Raw genomic sequence first — 15,612 nt, 5'->3', positions numbered from 1 at the left:
TTAGAAGGAGATACCATGCCGGCACCGAAAAACGCCTTCAAGGCTCGTTTGCAAGCCGGCCTGCCGCAGATCGGCCTCTGGCTCAACATGGCCGAGCCGCTGCCGGCGGAAATTGCCGGCCATGCGGGTTTCGACTGGCTGGTCATCGACGGCGAACACGGGCCCAACGATCTTCGCAGCATCATGGCGCAGCTGCAGGCCCTGTCTTCCTCCTCATCGGAAGCCGTCGTTCGCCCGCCGATGGGCGAGACCTGGATGATCAAGCAACTGCTCGACATCGGCGCCCGCACGCTTCTGGTGCCGATGGTCGATTCGGCCGAACAGGCGAAAGCACTGGTTGATGCCGTCCGCTATCCGCCGGAGGGGAAGCGCGGCGTGGGTGCAGCCGTTGCCCGCGCGTCCGCCTTCAACGCGATCGCAGACTATACAGACACGGCTGCAGACGAGATCTGCCTTCTGGTGCAGGTCGAAACCATGGCGGCGATCGATGATATCGAGCGAATCGCGGAGGTCGAAGGCGTCGACGGAATCTTCATCGGCCCGGCCGATCTCTCCGCCGACATGGGTTTTCGCGGCCAGATCGGTGCACAGCAAGTGCAGGACGTGATCGAGAACGCGATTCGCCGAATCGTCGCCGCCGGCAAACCGGCCGGCATCTTGACCTTCGACGAAGAACTCAACCGCCGCTATCTCGATCTCGGCGCTACGTTCGTGGCCGTCGGTGCCGATGTCGCTCTCTATTCCAATGCGCTGAAGACGCTCGCCGGTCGCTATGGACGCGGTTCGGGCGGAGCAGGGCCTGCCAGCTACTGATTCCACGCCTATTCCGGTCTCGAATCGGGATCGGCCTGCGAAAGACCTTGCAATCGGCAACGTTCCGAAATAATCAGGCCGGACCGGAGAGGTGGCCGAGTGGTCGAAGGCGCTCCCCTGCTAAGGGAGTATACGGCAAAACCGTATCGTGGGTTCGAATCCCATCCTCTCCGCCATTCCCAAACTTCAAAATCCCAATCGATTTGCGATCCTAGAATCGCTGTTGCGCGCGTAGTTCGCTGAACCTTGCGCGAAGCCTAAGTGGCTGCTTTCCAATGTGTTTCTTAACGATGTGTAAACTTTTAACGGTCGCCCGAGGTGCTTTTGTGCTCTTTCGGCAACACGGGTTTGTGAAGCAGGTGGGTAGAAGGTGCGGATGGCCAGTTCGCGATTGCATGCGCGGCCTGCATTTGTAATTTGAACCACGGAAGCGCGGCGGTGGTTCGTCCGTTTTCAAAGTCCCGGGGACGGGCAGGGAACGCTGGCCTTTAGCAAAAGACCCATCCCCATATGAAACTTTGACTGGAGGTCAAATATGAACATCAAGAGCCTTCTTCTCGGCTCCGCTGCAGCTCTCGCAGCAGTTTCCGGCGCCCAGGCTGCTGACGCGATCGTCGCTGCTGAGCCGGAGCCAATGGAATACGTTCGCGTTTGCGACGCTTTCGGCACAGGTTACTTCTACATCCCGGGCACGGAAACCTGCCTCAAGGTTGGTGGTTACGTTCGTTTCGACGCTAAGTACAACGACGCATACCGCCTCGACCGCGAAGGTTCGTACACCAACACTCGCGCTCACATCTCGCTCGACACCGCTTCGGACACCGAATGGGGCGCTCTGAAGACCAAGATCGTAGCTCGTTTCGACTACAACCCACATCATCCGCAGTTCGGCTACGAAGAAAACACTCGTACACGTCTGAACCAGGCTTACATCACCTGGGGCGGCTTCCTGGTCGGTCTCGCTGACTCGCAGTACTCGCAGTTCTCGGGTTACGCTGGCGACGTCATCAACGATGACGTGATCTCCTACGGTCCTTTCGAACTCAACCAGGTTTCCTACACCTTCGACGCTGGCAACGGCTTCAAGGTTGTTGCTTCGCTTGAAGACGACGGCACCAACGACAACGACATCCCAGGCGGCGCAAGCGACTGGCCGGATGCAGTTCTCGGCGCTAAGTACGACAACGGCACGTTCGCTGCTTCGCTCGTCGGCGGTTACGACGAATCGCAGGAAGAAGGCGCTGTAAAGGGCCGTATCTCCGGCAAGTTCGGCGCATTCTCGGCCTTCCTCATGGGCGGCTGGAACTCGGACGGCGACGGCACCAACAAGTACGCACCAGGCACGAACTACGGCGACGCAGTCGTTGGTTGGGGTGACTGGGCTGTTTGGGGTGGCGCTGGCTACAAGTTCACCGACAAGGTTGCTGCTAACGTACAGGTTGGTTACACCGACTCCGAAGTTCTTGCTGCTACGGCAAACGTCAAGTGGACCCCAGTTTCGGGCCTCCTGATCCAGCCAGAAGTTTCGTACACGAGCGTCGACAACGCGCAGATGGACGACGATCAGTGGACCGGTATGGTTCGCCTTCAGCGCACGTTCTAATCCTTACCCAAGGATTGTTTCACGGAAGGCCCGGCTCACGCCGGGCCTTTTGTCGTTTGGGCAATGAAACTGCCGGCTGTTTCTGTCGCGATCGGTCGCGGCCGTCTGGTGATTCTCTCCCGCGACTGAGGTGGTCACCAGTTCCTCGACGCGTCGCGGATCGCCGATTCCCGGCCCGTTTATTAAGTGTTGGTTAACGCTCGAAACCAATGCGATGAAACGTTGCAACACTTTTGCAAATAAACACCAAAAACGCGCATCGAAGCTTGTGATTTACTTGTCACAATTGGGAAGGTCTCGTAGCTTCGGGACATGAAGCGCGTCGGTTCGTCGCCGTTTCTTGAGTCGCGGGGAGGGGCAGATGTGCTGGCTCCAGCAAGCTACTCACCCCTTTTGAAACTTTGACTGGAGGTCAAATATGAACATCAAGAGCCTTCTTCTCGGCTCCGCTGCAGCTCTCGCAGCAGTTACCGGTGCCCAGGCCGCTGACGCTATCGTCGCTGCTGAGCCGGAGCCAATGGAATACGTTCGCGTTTGCGACGCTTTCGGCACGGGTTACTTCTACATCCCAGGCACGGAAACCTGCCTCAAGATCGGTGGTTACGTTCGTTTCGACGCAGGCTATGCTGATGCCTACACGCCAAACAGCGATGGCCTGTACACCAACAGCCGCGCGCACATCTCGCTCGACACAGCTTCCGACACCGAATGGGGTGCACTGAAGACCCGTATCGTCGCTCGTTTCGACTACAACCCGCACAACTCGGCCGCTGGTTTCGAAGAAAACACGCGCACGCGTCTGATCGAAGCCAACATCACTTGGGGTGGCTTCCTGGTTGGTCTTGCTGACTCGCAGTATTCGTCGTTCTCCGGCTACGCTGGCGACGTCATCAACGATGACGTGATCTCCTACGGCCCGTTCGAACTGAACCAGGTTACCTACACCTTTGACGGTGGCAACGGCTTCAAGGCTGTAGTCTCGCTCGAAGACGACGGCACCAACGACAACGACATCCCAGGCGGCGCAAGCGATTGGCCGGATGCAGTTGCCGGTATCAAGTACGACAGCGGCACGTTCGCTGCTTCGCTCGTCGGTGGTTACGACGAGTCGCAGGAAGAAGGCGCAATCAAGGCGCGCATCTCCGGCACCTTCGGCGCATTCTCGGCCTTCCTTCTCGGTGGCTGGAACACAGACGGCGACACCACCAACAAGTACGCGCCTGGCGACAGCGTCGGCACGAGCTGGGGTGACTGGGCTGTTTGGGGTGGCGCAGGCTACAAGTTCACCGACAAGGTTGCTGCAAACGTACAGCTTTCCTACACGGACAACGAAACCTTCGCAGCAACTGGTAACGTTCAGTGGACCCCGGTTTCCGGCCTCCTGATCCAGCCAGAAATCTCCTACACGAGCTGGGATGCAATCGACGAAGACCAGTTCGCTGGTATGGTTCGCCTTCAGCGCACGTTCTGATCCTTTAAAAGGATTTGGTTTTACGAAAGGCCCAGCTTCTGCCGGGCCTTTTGCGTTTCGGCGTTTGATTCGGGCGGTCGCTTGATGATTCGCTGCAACGCAGCATCGTCCGCTCTTCAGCGATTTAGAACACACGAACAAACTGATGAATGCTTGCAACACCGACCGGTTCGATTGAGGCGCTAATGGACACAACAGTGCCGATTTCGTTGCCGCAAAGTTGATCGACGACTAGCGTCTCGGCAGCCGACCACGCGACTCGGGGTGATTCCTGCTTCCATGGACGACCTTGTTTTACGACATGCATTGTTTCATCTGCGTTTGTTTGGAGATTACAAAATGAACATTAAGAGCCTTCTTCTTGGCTCCGCTGCTGCCCTCGCAGCAGTCTCCGGCGCTCAGGCCGCCGACGCCATCGTCGCCGCCGAACCGGAACCCATGGAATACGTCCGCGTCTGCGACGCGTTCGGCACCGGCTACTTCTACATTCCAGGCACCGAAACCTGCCTCAAGGTCGGCGGTCGCGTCCGTTTTGATGCCGCTTATGGCAGCGCTTACAGCCCGGATGCCGATGGTCTCTACACCAACAGCCGCGCAGAGCTCTATCTCAGCACCGCTTCGGACACCGAAATGGGCACGCTGAAGACCAACCTCACGGCGCGCTTCGACTACGATCCGCATAACCCGTCTTACGGCTACGAAGAAAATACCCGTACGCGCCTGATGGTTGCGACGATCGAACTCGGCGGCTTTGCGGTCGGCCTGCAGGATTCGCTCTATGAATCCTTCATCGATTACGCCGGTAACGTCGACAGCGACGACGTCATCAATTACGGCCCGAGCGAAGTCAACATGGTTGCCTACACCTACAAGGGTGGCAACGGCTTCTCGGCATTCGCCGCTCTCGAAGACGACGGCCAGAACGACAACGACACCGCCGGTGGCGCCAGCGACTGGCCGAATGTTGCCGCTGGTCTGAAATACGACACAGGCAATTTCATGGTCGGCGTAACCGGTGGTTACGACGAATCGGCTGAAGAAGGTGCCGTCAAGGCACGTGTCGGCGGCAAGTTCGGCGCTTTCACCGCCTTCCTGATGGGTGGCTGGAACAGCGACGGCGATAGCTTCAACTCCTATGCACCTGAAATCATTGATGGCTTCGGCTGGGGTGATTGGGCCGTCTGGGGTGGTGCCGGTTACGAGTTCAACGAAGACCTTGCTGCCAACATGCAGGTTTCCTACTCTGATAGCGACGTCCTTTCGGCTGTCGCCAACCTGCAGTGGACGCCGATCCAGGGCTTCCTGATCCAGCCGGAAATTGCCTACACCAAGTGGAACAACGCCACGCTCGACGACGAAGCATGGTCGGGTCTCTTGCGCTTCCAGCGCACATTCTAATTTCTGCGATCAAACCCGAAAGGCCCGGCATTGCCGGGCCTTTTTGCATTCTGAGGTGTGATCAGATGAACCAGGCGCTGCAAGATAAGATTATCGGCGCCCCAACCGCAGGTCTGTCACGATATCCGACGTCTGTCCGAGCCTGACCTTGTAGACCTGGTAGTTCTCCATTACCCGCTGCACATAGTTGCGCGTTTCGGGGAAGGGGATGCGCTCGATCCAGTCGACGACTTCATCGATCGGCTTGCCGCGAGGATCGCCATAGCGGGCAATCCACTCGTTCACCCGTTTCGGCCCCGCATTGTAGGCGATGAATGTCATGATGTAGGAGCCGCCGAACGTCTCGATCTGCTCTCCCAGATAATGGGCACCGAGCGTCGCGTTATAGCCGGCATCGCTGGTCAATCGGTCGGCCTTGAACGCCAGCCCGTGGCGCCTCGCCACGCCCTGGGCGGTCGTCGGCAGGATTTGCAGCAGCCCGCGGGCGTTGGCCGGTGACACGGCTGTCGGATTGAACGCGCTTTCCTGCCGGGCGATCGCGTAGGCAAGCGCCTTGCCGGACCCCTCGATATTGGCAGCCGTTGGAATGACGCCCAGTGGATAGGCAAGCGCTGCAACGTCGATGCCGCGTGAAAAGGCACTCTTGCCGATCGAGAGCGACAGCGCATGGTCACCCTGCGCTTCGGCGCGTGACGAAAGCAGCGCGAGTTCACCAGGGCTCGTCAGCTCTTCGCCGAGGGCCTTGTAAAGCGCTGCCGACCGGCGATCGTGGCCGGCGGCGTCCAGTCTTGCGATAGCCCGAACGGCCTCGCGGTTTTCGAACATCTGCCGGTCGGCTGCCGATGGTGTCGGATAACTGACATCGAGCGTCCGCGTGCCCAGCCTTGCGGCGGCGAGCTGGCCATAGAATGTGCCGGGGAACCTGGCAGCGTGGCTGTAGAATTCCGATGAGGAACCCGGTCCGCCAGCCTCCGCGGCGCGTCCGAGCCAGTAGAGCGCGCGCGATGCGGAGAGCGGACGGCTCGAGGCAGCGAGAATCCTCGAGAAATGCTTTTCGGCTGTGGCCGGATCGTTCAGCGCCCGCAGCGCGTACCAGCCCGCATGAAACTCCGCATCCACCTTGTCGGTGGAGAGCGCTGCCATCGGGTTGGACACCGTCCGGTAGGCCAGCCTGAGATCGCCGAGATCGGCGAGCCCGCGGGCAACGATTCGCTGCTCGTTCCACCATTCGCTGGTGTTGATCAGGCGGCCCGCTTCGCGCGGAGCCTTTGCGAGAAGCGCTGCGGCCTCCTGGTACTTGTCCTGGCGGCGCAGATATTCGATCCGCACGAAAAGGGTAGCCGGATCGCTTGCCAGCGAACGGTCAATTGCCTCGATCGCCGGTCCTGCCGTCTTTGCGTTGACGATGACGGCGTTCCACGCCTTGTAGAGCGATTGCGAACCGCCGAGCTCGGCAAAGCGCTTCGCCTGCGCGCCGCGGCTGCGGTACATCAGGTAATCCATCCGCGCCCGGTGATCCGCAGGCGAAAGAAGCGCAGAAAACTCGGCAAGGATCCGGTCTTCCATCGGCTTGTCCAGCGGCTCGGATGCCCAGATGTTTTTCAGGATGCGCCCGGCATCGGCATGTTTGCCGCTTGCCACCAACGCCCTCGATAGAATGACGGCACCTTCCGGCGTTTCCGGTTTCGTCGTGCCGAAAGCGGCAAGCACCTGGGCCGGCGTCGGGTTTTCGCGGTAGAGCGCGCGTTCGGACTGCGCCCGCAGGGTGGAAAGCCCCGGCCATCCGACGAGCCTGCGCTGCGCAGCGGCAATTTCGCTCGAAGGAATACCGCGGGCGCCCGAGGTGGCAATCGCCCAGGTCAGGATCTTTTCGTCGAGCGAGCCTTCCGGCAGGCTGTCGCGCATGGCGATCGCCTGTGAGGCATCGTTGTCGGAGAGTGCATCGAGACCGGCCTTGAGAGCAGGGGCGGGAGCGGGCGTCGCAAGCGGCCGGTTCATCCTGGGGATTGCGCCGGTAATGTCAGGCACGGGAACCAACGCCGGAGTGGCCGGTGGTGTTGTCGGTGGCGCAGGGACGGGCGTCGGAACGGTGGTGAAGCCCTGGATTGCAGCGGGAGCGTCCGGCCTCACGAATGGGAGCGGTGCGACGCCTGCATTGGAACCTGGAGGTGCAGCGTAAGCCGGCAGGACCGCGACGCTGATTGACAGCGCTGCCCAGAGCGTCTTGAGGATTACAACGGGTTTGCTCATCCGGCAACTCGCGACAACGATGTTTCAGACCCCTTATTAGCTGCTGACAAGCTTAACAAAACCTTACCACAGCGGTCACGATCGCGCGAATTCTTAAGTGGGATTTACGCTGAAAACCCATGTACTTCCGCTTGTCGCCGCCCGGTCGCCGATTTATGGTGCCCAGCCTTATAGTCGCGGATTACGGCCGAAGCATGGATTGTACCATGCCCTTCGGCCTTTGGGAGTTTTGCATGTTCAAGGGATCGATCCCCGCTCTCGTCACCCCCTTCACCACCGACGGCGCGGTGGACGAGGATGCTTTCGCCGCGCATGTGGAGTGGACGATCTCGGAAGGCAGTTCCGGTCTGGTCCCGGTCGGCACGACCGGCGAATCTCCGACGCTCTCGCACGACGAACACAAGCGGGTCGTTGAACTGTGCGTCGAAGCCGCCCGCGGCCGCGTCCCTGTCATCGCCGGCGCCGGGTCCAACAACACCCGCGAAGCGATCGAGCTTGCCCAGCATGCGCAGACCGCGGGCGCCGATGCGCTTCTGGTGGTCACACCCTATTACAACAAGCCAACCCAGAAGGGCCTGATCGCGCATTTTTCCGCGGTCGCCGAAGCCACGGATCTGCCGATCATCATCTACAACATTCCCGGCCGGTCGGTCATCGACATGACCCCGGAAACGATGGGTTTCCTTACCAAGGCCTACAAGAACATCGTCGGCGTCAAGGATGCGACCGGCAAGATCGAGCGCGTCTCCGAACAGCGCATCACCTGCGGGTCGGAATTTGTGCAGCTGTCCGGCGAGGATGCGACGGCACTTGGCTTCAACGCCCATGGTGGCGTTGGCTGCATTTCGGTGACGGCCAATGTCGCGCCGCGGCTTTGTGCCGAGTTCCAGGCCGCCACGCTTGCCGGCGATTATGCCAAGGCACTCGAGTATCAGGATCGCCTGATGCCGCTCCACAAGGCGATCTTCATGGAGCCCGGCGTCTGCGGTTCGAAATACGGGCTTTACAAGGTCCGCGGTCTGAACCGCGCCGTCCGCTCTCCACTGATGTCGACGCTGGAACCGGCGACGGAAGCTGCCATTGATGCAGCACTGCGTCATGCGGGTATCCTGAACTGAATCCGCAGCGCTTCACTTTTGCTGCCTGGCGCATTACATAGAAATCGAACCCCGCTCATCGCCCATGGGCGGGGATTGTGTTTCAGATGAAGGGCGACGGAAGATTTCAATGGCCCCCAAAGGCAGCCAGCGCACGGTGAACAAGATTGTCGCGGAAAACCGCAAGGCCCGTTTCAATTACGAGATCCTCGATACCTACGAAGCCGGCATCATGCTGACCGGCACCGAGGTTAAGTCGCTGCGTGACGGCAAGGCAAATATCGCCGAGTCCTACGCCTCAGACGAAGGCAATGAAATCTGGCTGATCAACAGCCATCTTCCGGAATATCTGCAGGCCAACCGCTTCAACCACGAGCCGCGCCGTCGCCGGAAGCTGCTTTTGTCGAAGCGCGAGATCTCCCGCCTGCGTGTCGGAATCAACCGCGAAGGCATGACGCTGGTGCCGTTGAAGATCTACTTCAATGAAAAGGGTCGCGCGAAACTCGAACTGGCGCTCGCCAAGGGCAAGAAGCTGCACGACAAGCGCGAGACCGAGAAGGAACGCGACTGGAACCGCGAGAAGTCGCGGCTTTTCAAGGCCGGCTGAGGCTGACCGGTCGGGCGTCGCGTTAAGCGCGTGCTCGAGCGAGCTGGAGAACCCTCACTGCGGAACAAAACCACACATCGCCCGTTTCAGCTCGTTATTTTGGGGCAAGTGGGCGATGACGAAGAAGCAGATCTTTACCTACATCACGATTGTCATCGGCTTCGGCGCCGCCGGCTACCTTCTGTACCATACGTTCCGCGAATACTCGCTCAGCGACATTGTCCAGTCCGTCCGGGATATCCCGACCTATAATCTCGTCATGGCGGGTCTGTTTGCCGCCGGATCCTATGTCTGCCTGTCCGGCTTCGATTGGGCCGGCGTGCGCTATGTGAAGAACGACCTCTCCTATCCCAAGATCGGCCTTGCCTCCTTCATCGCCCTGTCGATCGGCCAGAGTGTCGGCCTGTCGGGTCTCAGCAGCGGCGCGCTGCGCTATCGCTACTATCATCACTGGGGCATGAGCACCGAGGACGTTGCCAAGATCGTTCTGTTTTCCGGTGTCACTGTCGGCATCGGCATGGCCGTTCTGTCGGGTATCGTGATGATCATCAATCCGAAGGATGCCGCAACAGTCCTGCGGCTGTCGGAGGCGATGGTCATGGGGATCGGTTTTGCCTGCCTCGCCGTGACGGGTGTATATCTCATCCTCGCGGCAACGGTGCGCTCGCCTTTGAAGATCCGCTCCTGGAGCTTTGAGATGCCGACGCTCAGGATCGCCATCGCACAGGTGGTGATCGGCACGGTCAATTTCGCGCTCGTATCCGCCTGTCTGCGCGAAGTCATGGCAGCGAGCGCCGATGTCAGCTACCTGAAGGCCGCGACCGCGTTCGTGCTCGCCAATCTTGCAATCCTCATTACCCATGCGCCCGGTGGCCTCGGAGTCCTCGAGGCAACGGTTCGTCATGTAATGGGCGACCAGGCGTCGATTGGTTCGCTTGTCGCGTTCCGAGTCATCTACTTCTTCATTCCGTTCTTTATCGGGCTTCCCCTGGCCCTGATCGTCGAGGGCGTGTTTCGTGCACGAAAGCGCAGCGCCGGGCAGGGGGCGTCATCTTCGGTGACGCCGGAGCCGCATTCGGCCTAGTCGTTTTCCCCAACAAAAAAGGCGCCGTCGAACGGCGCCTTTCTCATTCCAGGGATGATCTCAGCCTTCGGCCGGTTCGGGAGCAGGCTCCGTCGGCCGTGGTGCGCGTTCCGATGGATCGCGGCCCACTTCGGCTTTCAGTGTCATCAGATCGATGAAATGATCGGCCTGCCGGCGCAGGTCGTCGGCGATCATCGGCGGCTGCGTCTGCATCGTCGAAACGACCGAGACCTTGCGACCGCGGCGCTGCAGCGCTTCGACAAGATTGGTGAAGTCGCCATCGCCCGAAAATAGCACGAGATGATCAACGGTCTCGGCCTGTTCCATCGCATCGATCGCGAGCTCGATATCCATGTTGCCCTTGATTTTGCGGCGGCCAAGCGAATCCGTGAATTCCTTGGCGGGCTTTGTCACAACCTTGTAGCCGTTGTAATCCAGCCAGTCGATCAGCGGCCTGATCGACGAATATTCCTGATCCTCGATCAGCGCCGTATAGTAATAGGCACGCAACAGATAGCCGCGCTTCTGAAAAGCCTTCAGAAGCTTACGGTAATCAATATCGAAACCAAGGCTTTTCGAGGCCGCGTAAAGATTAGCACCGTCGATAAAGAGAGCTATCTTCTCTCTTGGGTCAAACATATGTCTCCATCCCCTTCAAGCTGCTTGACCAAGGACCCGTCAAATGAAAAGTTGAGCCGATCGCTTAGGTATTTATCGGTTAAATTACCAGCTAATCATATAAATGTCATTTATGGTAGGATTCGCTTTTATCCAAGCAACCTTTCGTTGAATCTGGCCAGAGTCATCGCCACCACGGTCGGCGGCATGCGGCAGTCGGCATGAATAAACTTGAATTTCGCCGGCAATGGCTGTATCGGGCGTAGCAATTCCGAAAATAACGACCGCAAAGGACAGGCAATGGCCCGTGTCACAGTAGAAGATTGCATTGACAAAGTCGATAATCGTTTTGAGCTGGTGCTTCTCGCCAGCCACCGTGCCCGCCAGATCTCGCAGGGCGCAGCGATCACCATCGATCGCGACAATGACAAGAACCCGGTCGTCGCACTGCGCGAAATCGCCGACGAAACGCTGTCTCCCGACGACCTGAAGGAAGACCTGATCCATTCGCTGCAGAAGCATGTCGAGATCGACGAGCCCGAGCCCGATCCGGCAACCCTGATTGCTGCCGGCAGCACGTCGACAGCCTCTGGCAACGACGAGGAAGACGGCGCCGCGGAAACCGTCAATTTCGACCAGATGTCGGAAGAAGACCTTCTCGCTGGTATCGAAGGCCTCGTGCCGCCGGAAAAGAGCGACGATTACTGATTGATGCATTGTTTGGGCAAGGGACCGTTCATTCTCTCGCCCTAATCTGTCTTGATATCTATGATGGCCGCGCTGATCTGATGGTTGGCGCGCCATTTTTATTTTGTTGGACCCGGTATCGAGGGCATTTCACGGGATGATGAGGCAGTACGAGCTTGTTGAGCGGGTACAGAAGTACAAGCCCGAGGCCAACGAAGCTCTTCTCAACAAGGCCTATGTCTACGCCATGCAAAAGCATGGCCAGCAAAAACGCGCCTCTGGCGATCCCTATATCTCGCATCCGCTCGAAGTGGCTGCCATCCTCACCGACATGCATCTCGACGAGTCGACGATCGCCGTCGCGTTGCTGCACGATACGATTGAGGATACGACAGCGACCCGCGCCGAGATCGACGAGCTGTTCGGCGAGGATATCGGTCGTCTCGTCGAAGGCCTGACCAAGCTCAAGCGTCTCGATCTCGTATCGAAAAAGGCCAAGCAGGCCGAAAACCTGCGCAAGCTGCTGCTGGCGATCTCAGACGACGTGCGCGTGCTGCTGGTCAAGCTTGCCGACCGGCTGCACAACATGCGCACGCTCGACCATATGAAGGCCGAGCAGAAGGCCCGCATTTCCGAAGAGACGATGGATATCTATGCGCCGCTTGCCGGCCGCATGGGCATGCAGGACATGCGCGACGAGCTCGAGGACCTGTCCTTCCGCTACATCAACCCGGAAGCCTATGCGACGGTCACCCAGCGGCTGGCCGATCTTTCGGCCCGCAACGAAGGGCTGATCAAGAAGATCGAGGACGAGTTGCGCGATCTTCTCGTCGCCAACGGCCTGCCGGACGCCGCGGTCAAGGGACGCCAGAAGAAGCCCTATTCCATCTTCCGCAAGATGCAGTCGAAGTCGCTGTCCTTCGAGCAGCTTTCCGACCTCTACGGTTTCCGCATCGTCGTCGACGACGTCGCCTGCTGCTACAAGGCGCTCGGCATCGTTCATACCCGCTGGCGCGTCGTGCCGGGCCGCTTCAAGGACTACATCTCCAACCCGAAGCAGAACGACTATCGCTCGATCCACTCGACGATCGTCGGCCCGTCCAGGCAGCGTATCGAATTGCAGATCCGTACCGAGATGATGCAGGAGATTGCCGAATACGGGATCGCCGCGCATGCGCTCTATAAGGACGGCCAGTCGGGTGGTGCCAAGGGCGACGATCTTCTGCCCAAGGAATCGAGCGCCTATTCCTGGCTGCGCCATACGATCGAGTCGCTTGCCGAAGGCGACAATCCGGAAGAATTTCTGGAGCATACCAAGCTCGAACTGTTCCAGGATCAGGTCTTCTGCTTCACGCCCAAGGGCAAGCTGATCGCGCTGCCGCGCGGTGCCACGCCGATCGACTTTGCCTATGCGGTTCATACCAATATCGGCGACACCACGGTTGGCGCCAAGATCAACGGCCGTATCATGCCGCTTGTCACCCGGCTGAACAACGGTGACGAGGTGGAGATCATCCGCTCGGGCGTGCAGGTTCCGCCGGCCGCCTGGGAAGAAATCGTCGTCACCGGCAAGGCCCGCTCGGCCATCCGCCGCGCCACCCGCATGGCGATCCGCAAACAGTATGCTGGCCTCGGCTACCGTATCCTGGAGCGTACCTTCGATCGCGCCGCAAAGACCTTTACCCGCGAGGCGCTGAAGCCTGCTCTTCATCGGCTTGCCCACAAGGATGTCGAGGATGCGATCGCTGCCGTCGGGCGAGGGGAGCTGTCGTCGCTCGACGTGCTGCGCGCCGTCTTCCCTGATTTCAAGGACGAACGCGTTACCGTGAAGCCATCGGCCGATGACGGCTGGTTCAACATGCGCAGCGCGTCCGGCATGATGTTCAAGCTGCCGAACCAGCCAAAGGCACCGCTGGAGGACTCCCAGGCGGCCGTCAATGCCGGCGATGTCGTGGCGTTGAGCCCGGAACCGGTTCCGATCCGCGGTCTTGCCGGCAATATGCAGGTGCGTTTCGCACCGAGCGGCGCCGTGCCCGGAGACCGTATCGTCGGGATCATGGACAAGGGCGAGGCGATCACCATCTATCCGATCCAGGCCCCGATCCTGCAGCACTTCGATGAGGAACCGGAGCGCTGGATCGATGTGCGCTGGGATCTCGACGAGGCCAACAAGTCGCGTTTTCTGGCCCGTATCGACGTCAACACGATCAACGAGCCAGGCACCCTTGCGACGGTCGCGAAGACAATCGGCGGTCTCGACATCAACATCCGATCCTTGTCGATGGCCAGCAATCGCGCCGCCGATTTCTCCGAGATCGCCATGGAAGTCGAAGTCTGGGACGTGCGCCAGCTCAATCAGCTCCTGACGCAGCTGAAGGAACTGGACTGCGTTTCCAACCTGAAGCGTGTCTACGACTAACCCTAGCCGACAGTCGACGCGGACTGCCTGTTTTGAGTGCGCTCCCCTGGAACGGGTATGCATTCAATGCAGGGCTGGGAGGTAACCCTTGCGTTGGTAAAGCCCGCTGGTTCAGCCTATATCTGCTGCACCGCAACATTTACCGAAAGAGACGTCGAATGTTTACCTCCGTCCGCAAGTTCGCCCGCGTCCTGCGCGGTCCTTCCGTCCAGGAACGCGAAATGGCATACCTCAATGAAGCCTGCGATCGCTTCGATCTCGAGCACCGCGTTCGCCAGATCGACCGTGGCATGTTCCGCAAGTCCATCTGAATTCAATGACATGGCAGCGGCTCGGCCGTCTGTCGTGCAGTAGATCTATCCGGGGGCCGTGCGCGAAGCGGCCCGATGCCAGCGGCCAATTTTCGCCATCATCTTGGGCTTCCGCTACGAAGACCGTTTCCGAACTGAGATGATGGTTCTCGGATCCTTGACCGGACCGAACCAGAAAGAAGCTGCTTCATGCCCTTTCGGCGCCGCAAAGCCCCGACTTTCCGAGAAAAGCTGCATCGCGCAATATTCCCTCCGAAGGGGTTCCGCCGTGTGCTCGGATATTACCGGCTCAAGATCTTGCGCATCGGCGGTTCGCCGCATGCGGTTGCTGCCGGTCTTGCGATCGGCATGGTCAGCGCCTGGACACCCTTTCTCGGCTTCCACATCCTTTTTGCTATCCCCTTTGCCTGGGTGCTGGGCGGCAGCATGGTCGCTGCGGCGCTTGGCACGGCTTTCGCCAATCCCGTTACTTGTCCCATCATCTGGCCCCTTACGTGGGAAATCGGCCAGTTCATCCTTGGCCGCGCTGGCGGCGGCGAAGCGCGGCCGGTCGATCTAGCGGCGCTGTTTTCCCAGCTCAAGCTATCGGAACTCTGGGACCCGATCCTGGAGCCGATGCTGATCGGCTCGCTGCCTCCCGGACTGTTCTGCGGACTGCTTGTCTATGTCGCGACCTATTTCGGAATCCGCAGTTTTCGCAACAGCCAGACGGAGCGTCGCCTTGCCCGCCGCAGCGAATATCAGCAGGCCTATGAGCGGGAATATCAGCCGGGGAACTTGACGGCGCAGCCGGCAGACCGCAAGTCAGTCGATGCTTGAGAAAGAGGGACTTTGATGATTATCGGCATGGGCAGTGACCTCATCGACATCCGTCGAGTTGAAAAATCCATCGAACGTTTCGGGGAACGGTTCACCCATCGTTGTTTCACCGATATCGAGCGCGCGAAGTCCGATCGTCGGAAGAACCGCGCAGAATCCTATGCCAAGCGGTTCGCCGCCAAGGAAGCCTGCTCCAAGGCTCTCGGCACCGGCCTTGCAAACGGCGTGTTCTGGAAAGACATGGGCGTTGTCAACCTGCCGGGCGGCAAGCCGACCATGGTGTTGACGGGTGGCGCGGGTGAGCGGCTGGCGGAACTGATGCCCGCCGGTCAGGAGCCTTTCATCCACGTCACGATCACCGACGAGTATCCCTATGCGCAGGCCTTCGTGATCATTGAGGCGCGACCGGTGGCCGCTCCATGAGCGTACCCGAAT

The 15,612-nt window shown here is 59.6% G+C and carries 14 protein-coding genes and 1 tRNA gene; 13 read left to right on the top strand and 2 right to left on the bottom strand.

The genetic code is table 11. The features are described 5' to 3' along the window. Positions 1-15: 15 nt before the first annotated feature. The 5 genes from ASG19_RS01390 to ASG19_RS01370 all read left to right on the top strand — a co-directional run bounded on the left by ASG19_RS01390 (position 16) and on the right by ASG19_RS01370 (position 5,285). Positions 16-813, top strand: a complete 798-nt coding sequence (locus tag ASG19_RS01390) for an HpcH/HpaI aldolase/citrate lyase family protein (protein WP_062453400.1) — start codon at positions 16-18, stop codon at positions 811-813. Between the two features lie 85 nt (positions 814-898). Beyond that, positions 899-989: transfer RNA gene (locus ASG19_RS01385), tRNA-Ser, on the top strand. Positions 990-1,348: 359 nt separating this feature from the next. After that, a complete protein-coding gene (locus tag ASG19_RS01380) occupies positions 1,349-2,416 on the top strand; it encodes a porin (protein ID WP_062453399.1) in 1,068 nt (355 codons plus the stop codon). A 418-nt stretch (positions 2,417-2,834) separates the two neighbouring features. Continuing rightward, positions 2,835-3,887 carry a porin gene (locus tag ASG19_RS01375; protein ID WP_062453398.1) on the top strand — a complete coding sequence of 351 codons (1,053 nt, stop codon included), beginning with the start codon at positions 2,835-2,837 and terminating at the stop codon, positions 3,885-3,887. A 339-nt stretch (positions 3,888-4,226) separates the two neighbouring features. Then, positions 4,227-5,285 carry a porin gene (locus ASG19_RS01370; RefSeq protein WP_062453397.1) on the top strand — a complete coding sequence of 353 codons (1,059 nt, stop codon included), beginning with the start codon at positions 4,227-4,229 and terminating at the stop codon, positions 5,283-5,285. A gap of 90 nt (positions 5,286-5,375) precedes the next feature. Here ASG19_RS01370 and ASG19_RS01365 read toward each other — a convergent pair whose 3' ends face one another. Beyond that, complete coding sequence (locus ASG19_RS01365; RefSeq protein WP_082476142.1) at positions 5,376-7,535, bottom strand: lytic transglycosylase domain-containing protein; 2,160 nt, start codon at positions 7,533-7,535, stop codon at positions 5,376-5,378. A 233-nt stretch (positions 7,536-7,768) separates the two neighbouring features. On the opposite strand from ASG19_RS01365, the gene dapA reads away from it, so the two are divergent. The 3 genes from dapA (at position 7,769) to ASG19_RS01350 (ending at position 10,323) form a co-directional block, all read left to right on the top strand. Then, entirely contained in the window at positions 7,769-8,653 is an 885-nt protein-coding gene (dapA, locus tag ASG19_RS01360) for a 4-hydroxy-tetrahydrodipicolinate synthase (RefSeq protein WP_062453396.1), read from the top strand. A 109-nt stretch (positions 8,654-8,762) separates the two neighbouring features. Further along, positions 8,763-9,239: an SsrA-binding protein SmpB gene (gene smpB / locus ASG19_RS01355; protein WP_062453395.1), complete on the top strand. Its 477-nt coding sequence runs from the start codon at positions 8,763-8,765 to the stop codon at positions 9,237-9,239. A gap of 115 nt (positions 9,240-9,354) precedes the next feature. Then, positions 9,355-10,323 carry a YbhN family protein gene (locus ASG19_RS01350; protein WP_062453394.1) on the top strand — a complete coding sequence of 323 codons (969 nt, stop codon included), beginning with the start codon at positions 9,355-9,357 and terminating at the stop codon, positions 10,321-10,323. A gap of 60 nt (positions 10,324-10,383) precedes the next feature. Here the strand turns inward: ASG19_RS01350 and ASG19_RS01345 are convergent, their stop codons facing one another. After that, positions 10,384-10,962 carry an NYN domain-containing protein gene (locus ASG19_RS01345; protein ID WP_062453393.1) on the bottom strand — a complete coding sequence of 193 codons (579 nt, stop codon included), beginning with the start codon at positions 10,960-10,962 and terminating at the stop codon, positions 10,384-10,386. A 279-nt stretch (positions 10,963-11,241) separates the two neighbouring features. Here ASG19_RS01345 and rpoZ point away from each other — a divergent pair, with 279 nt between their 5' ends. The 5 genes from rpoZ to acpS all read left to right on the top strand — a co-directional run bounded on the left by rpoZ (position 11,242) and on the right by acpS (position 15,600). Continuing rightward, a complete protein-coding gene (rpoZ, locus tag ASG19_RS01340; RefSeq protein ID WP_062454756.1) occupies positions 11,242-11,649 on the top strand; it encodes a DNA-directed RNA polymerase subunit omega in 408 nt (135 codons plus the stop codon). 136 nt (positions 11,650-11,785) lie between these two features. Continuing rightward, positions 11,786-14,047, top strand: coding sequence for a bifunctional (p)ppGpp synthetase/guanosine-3',5'-bis(diphosphate) 3'-pyrophosphohydrolase (locus tag ASG19_RS01335; RefSeq protein WP_062453392.1), 2,262 nt, complete (start codon positions 11,786-11,788; stop codon positions 14,045-14,047). A 158-nt stretch (positions 14,048-14,205) separates the two neighbouring features. Continuing rightward, a complete protein-coding gene (locus ASG19_RS23365) occupies positions 14,206-14,358 on the top strand; it encodes a DUF3563 family protein (protein WP_082471869.1) in 153 nt (50 codons plus the stop codon). Positions 14,359-14,628: 270 nt separating this feature from the next. Beyond that, positions 14,629-15,177, top strand: a complete 549-nt coding sequence (locus tag ASG19_RS01330) for a DUF2062 domain-containing protein (protein WP_162238113.1) — start codon at positions 14,629-14,631, stop codon at positions 15,175-15,177. A 15-nt stretch (positions 15,178-15,192) separates the two neighbouring features. Next, complete coding sequence (gene acpS / locus ASG19_RS01325) at positions 15,193-15,600, top strand: holo-ACP synthase (RefSeq protein WP_062453390.1); 408 nt, start codon at positions 15,193-15,195, stop codon at positions 15,598-15,600. The last annotated feature ends 12 nt before the right edge of the window (positions 15,601-15,612 follow it).

It is taken from the genome of Rhizobium sp. Leaf306 (genome assembly GCF_001423425.1).
In the GTDB taxonomy this organism is placed as follows: Bacteria; Pseudomonadota; Alphaproteobacteria; order Rhizobiales; family Rhizobiaceae; genus Neorhizobium; species Neorhizobium soli.
Note: the sequence above shows the minus strand (reverse complement) of the source record. Positions and strands in the feature narration are given on the sequence as shown.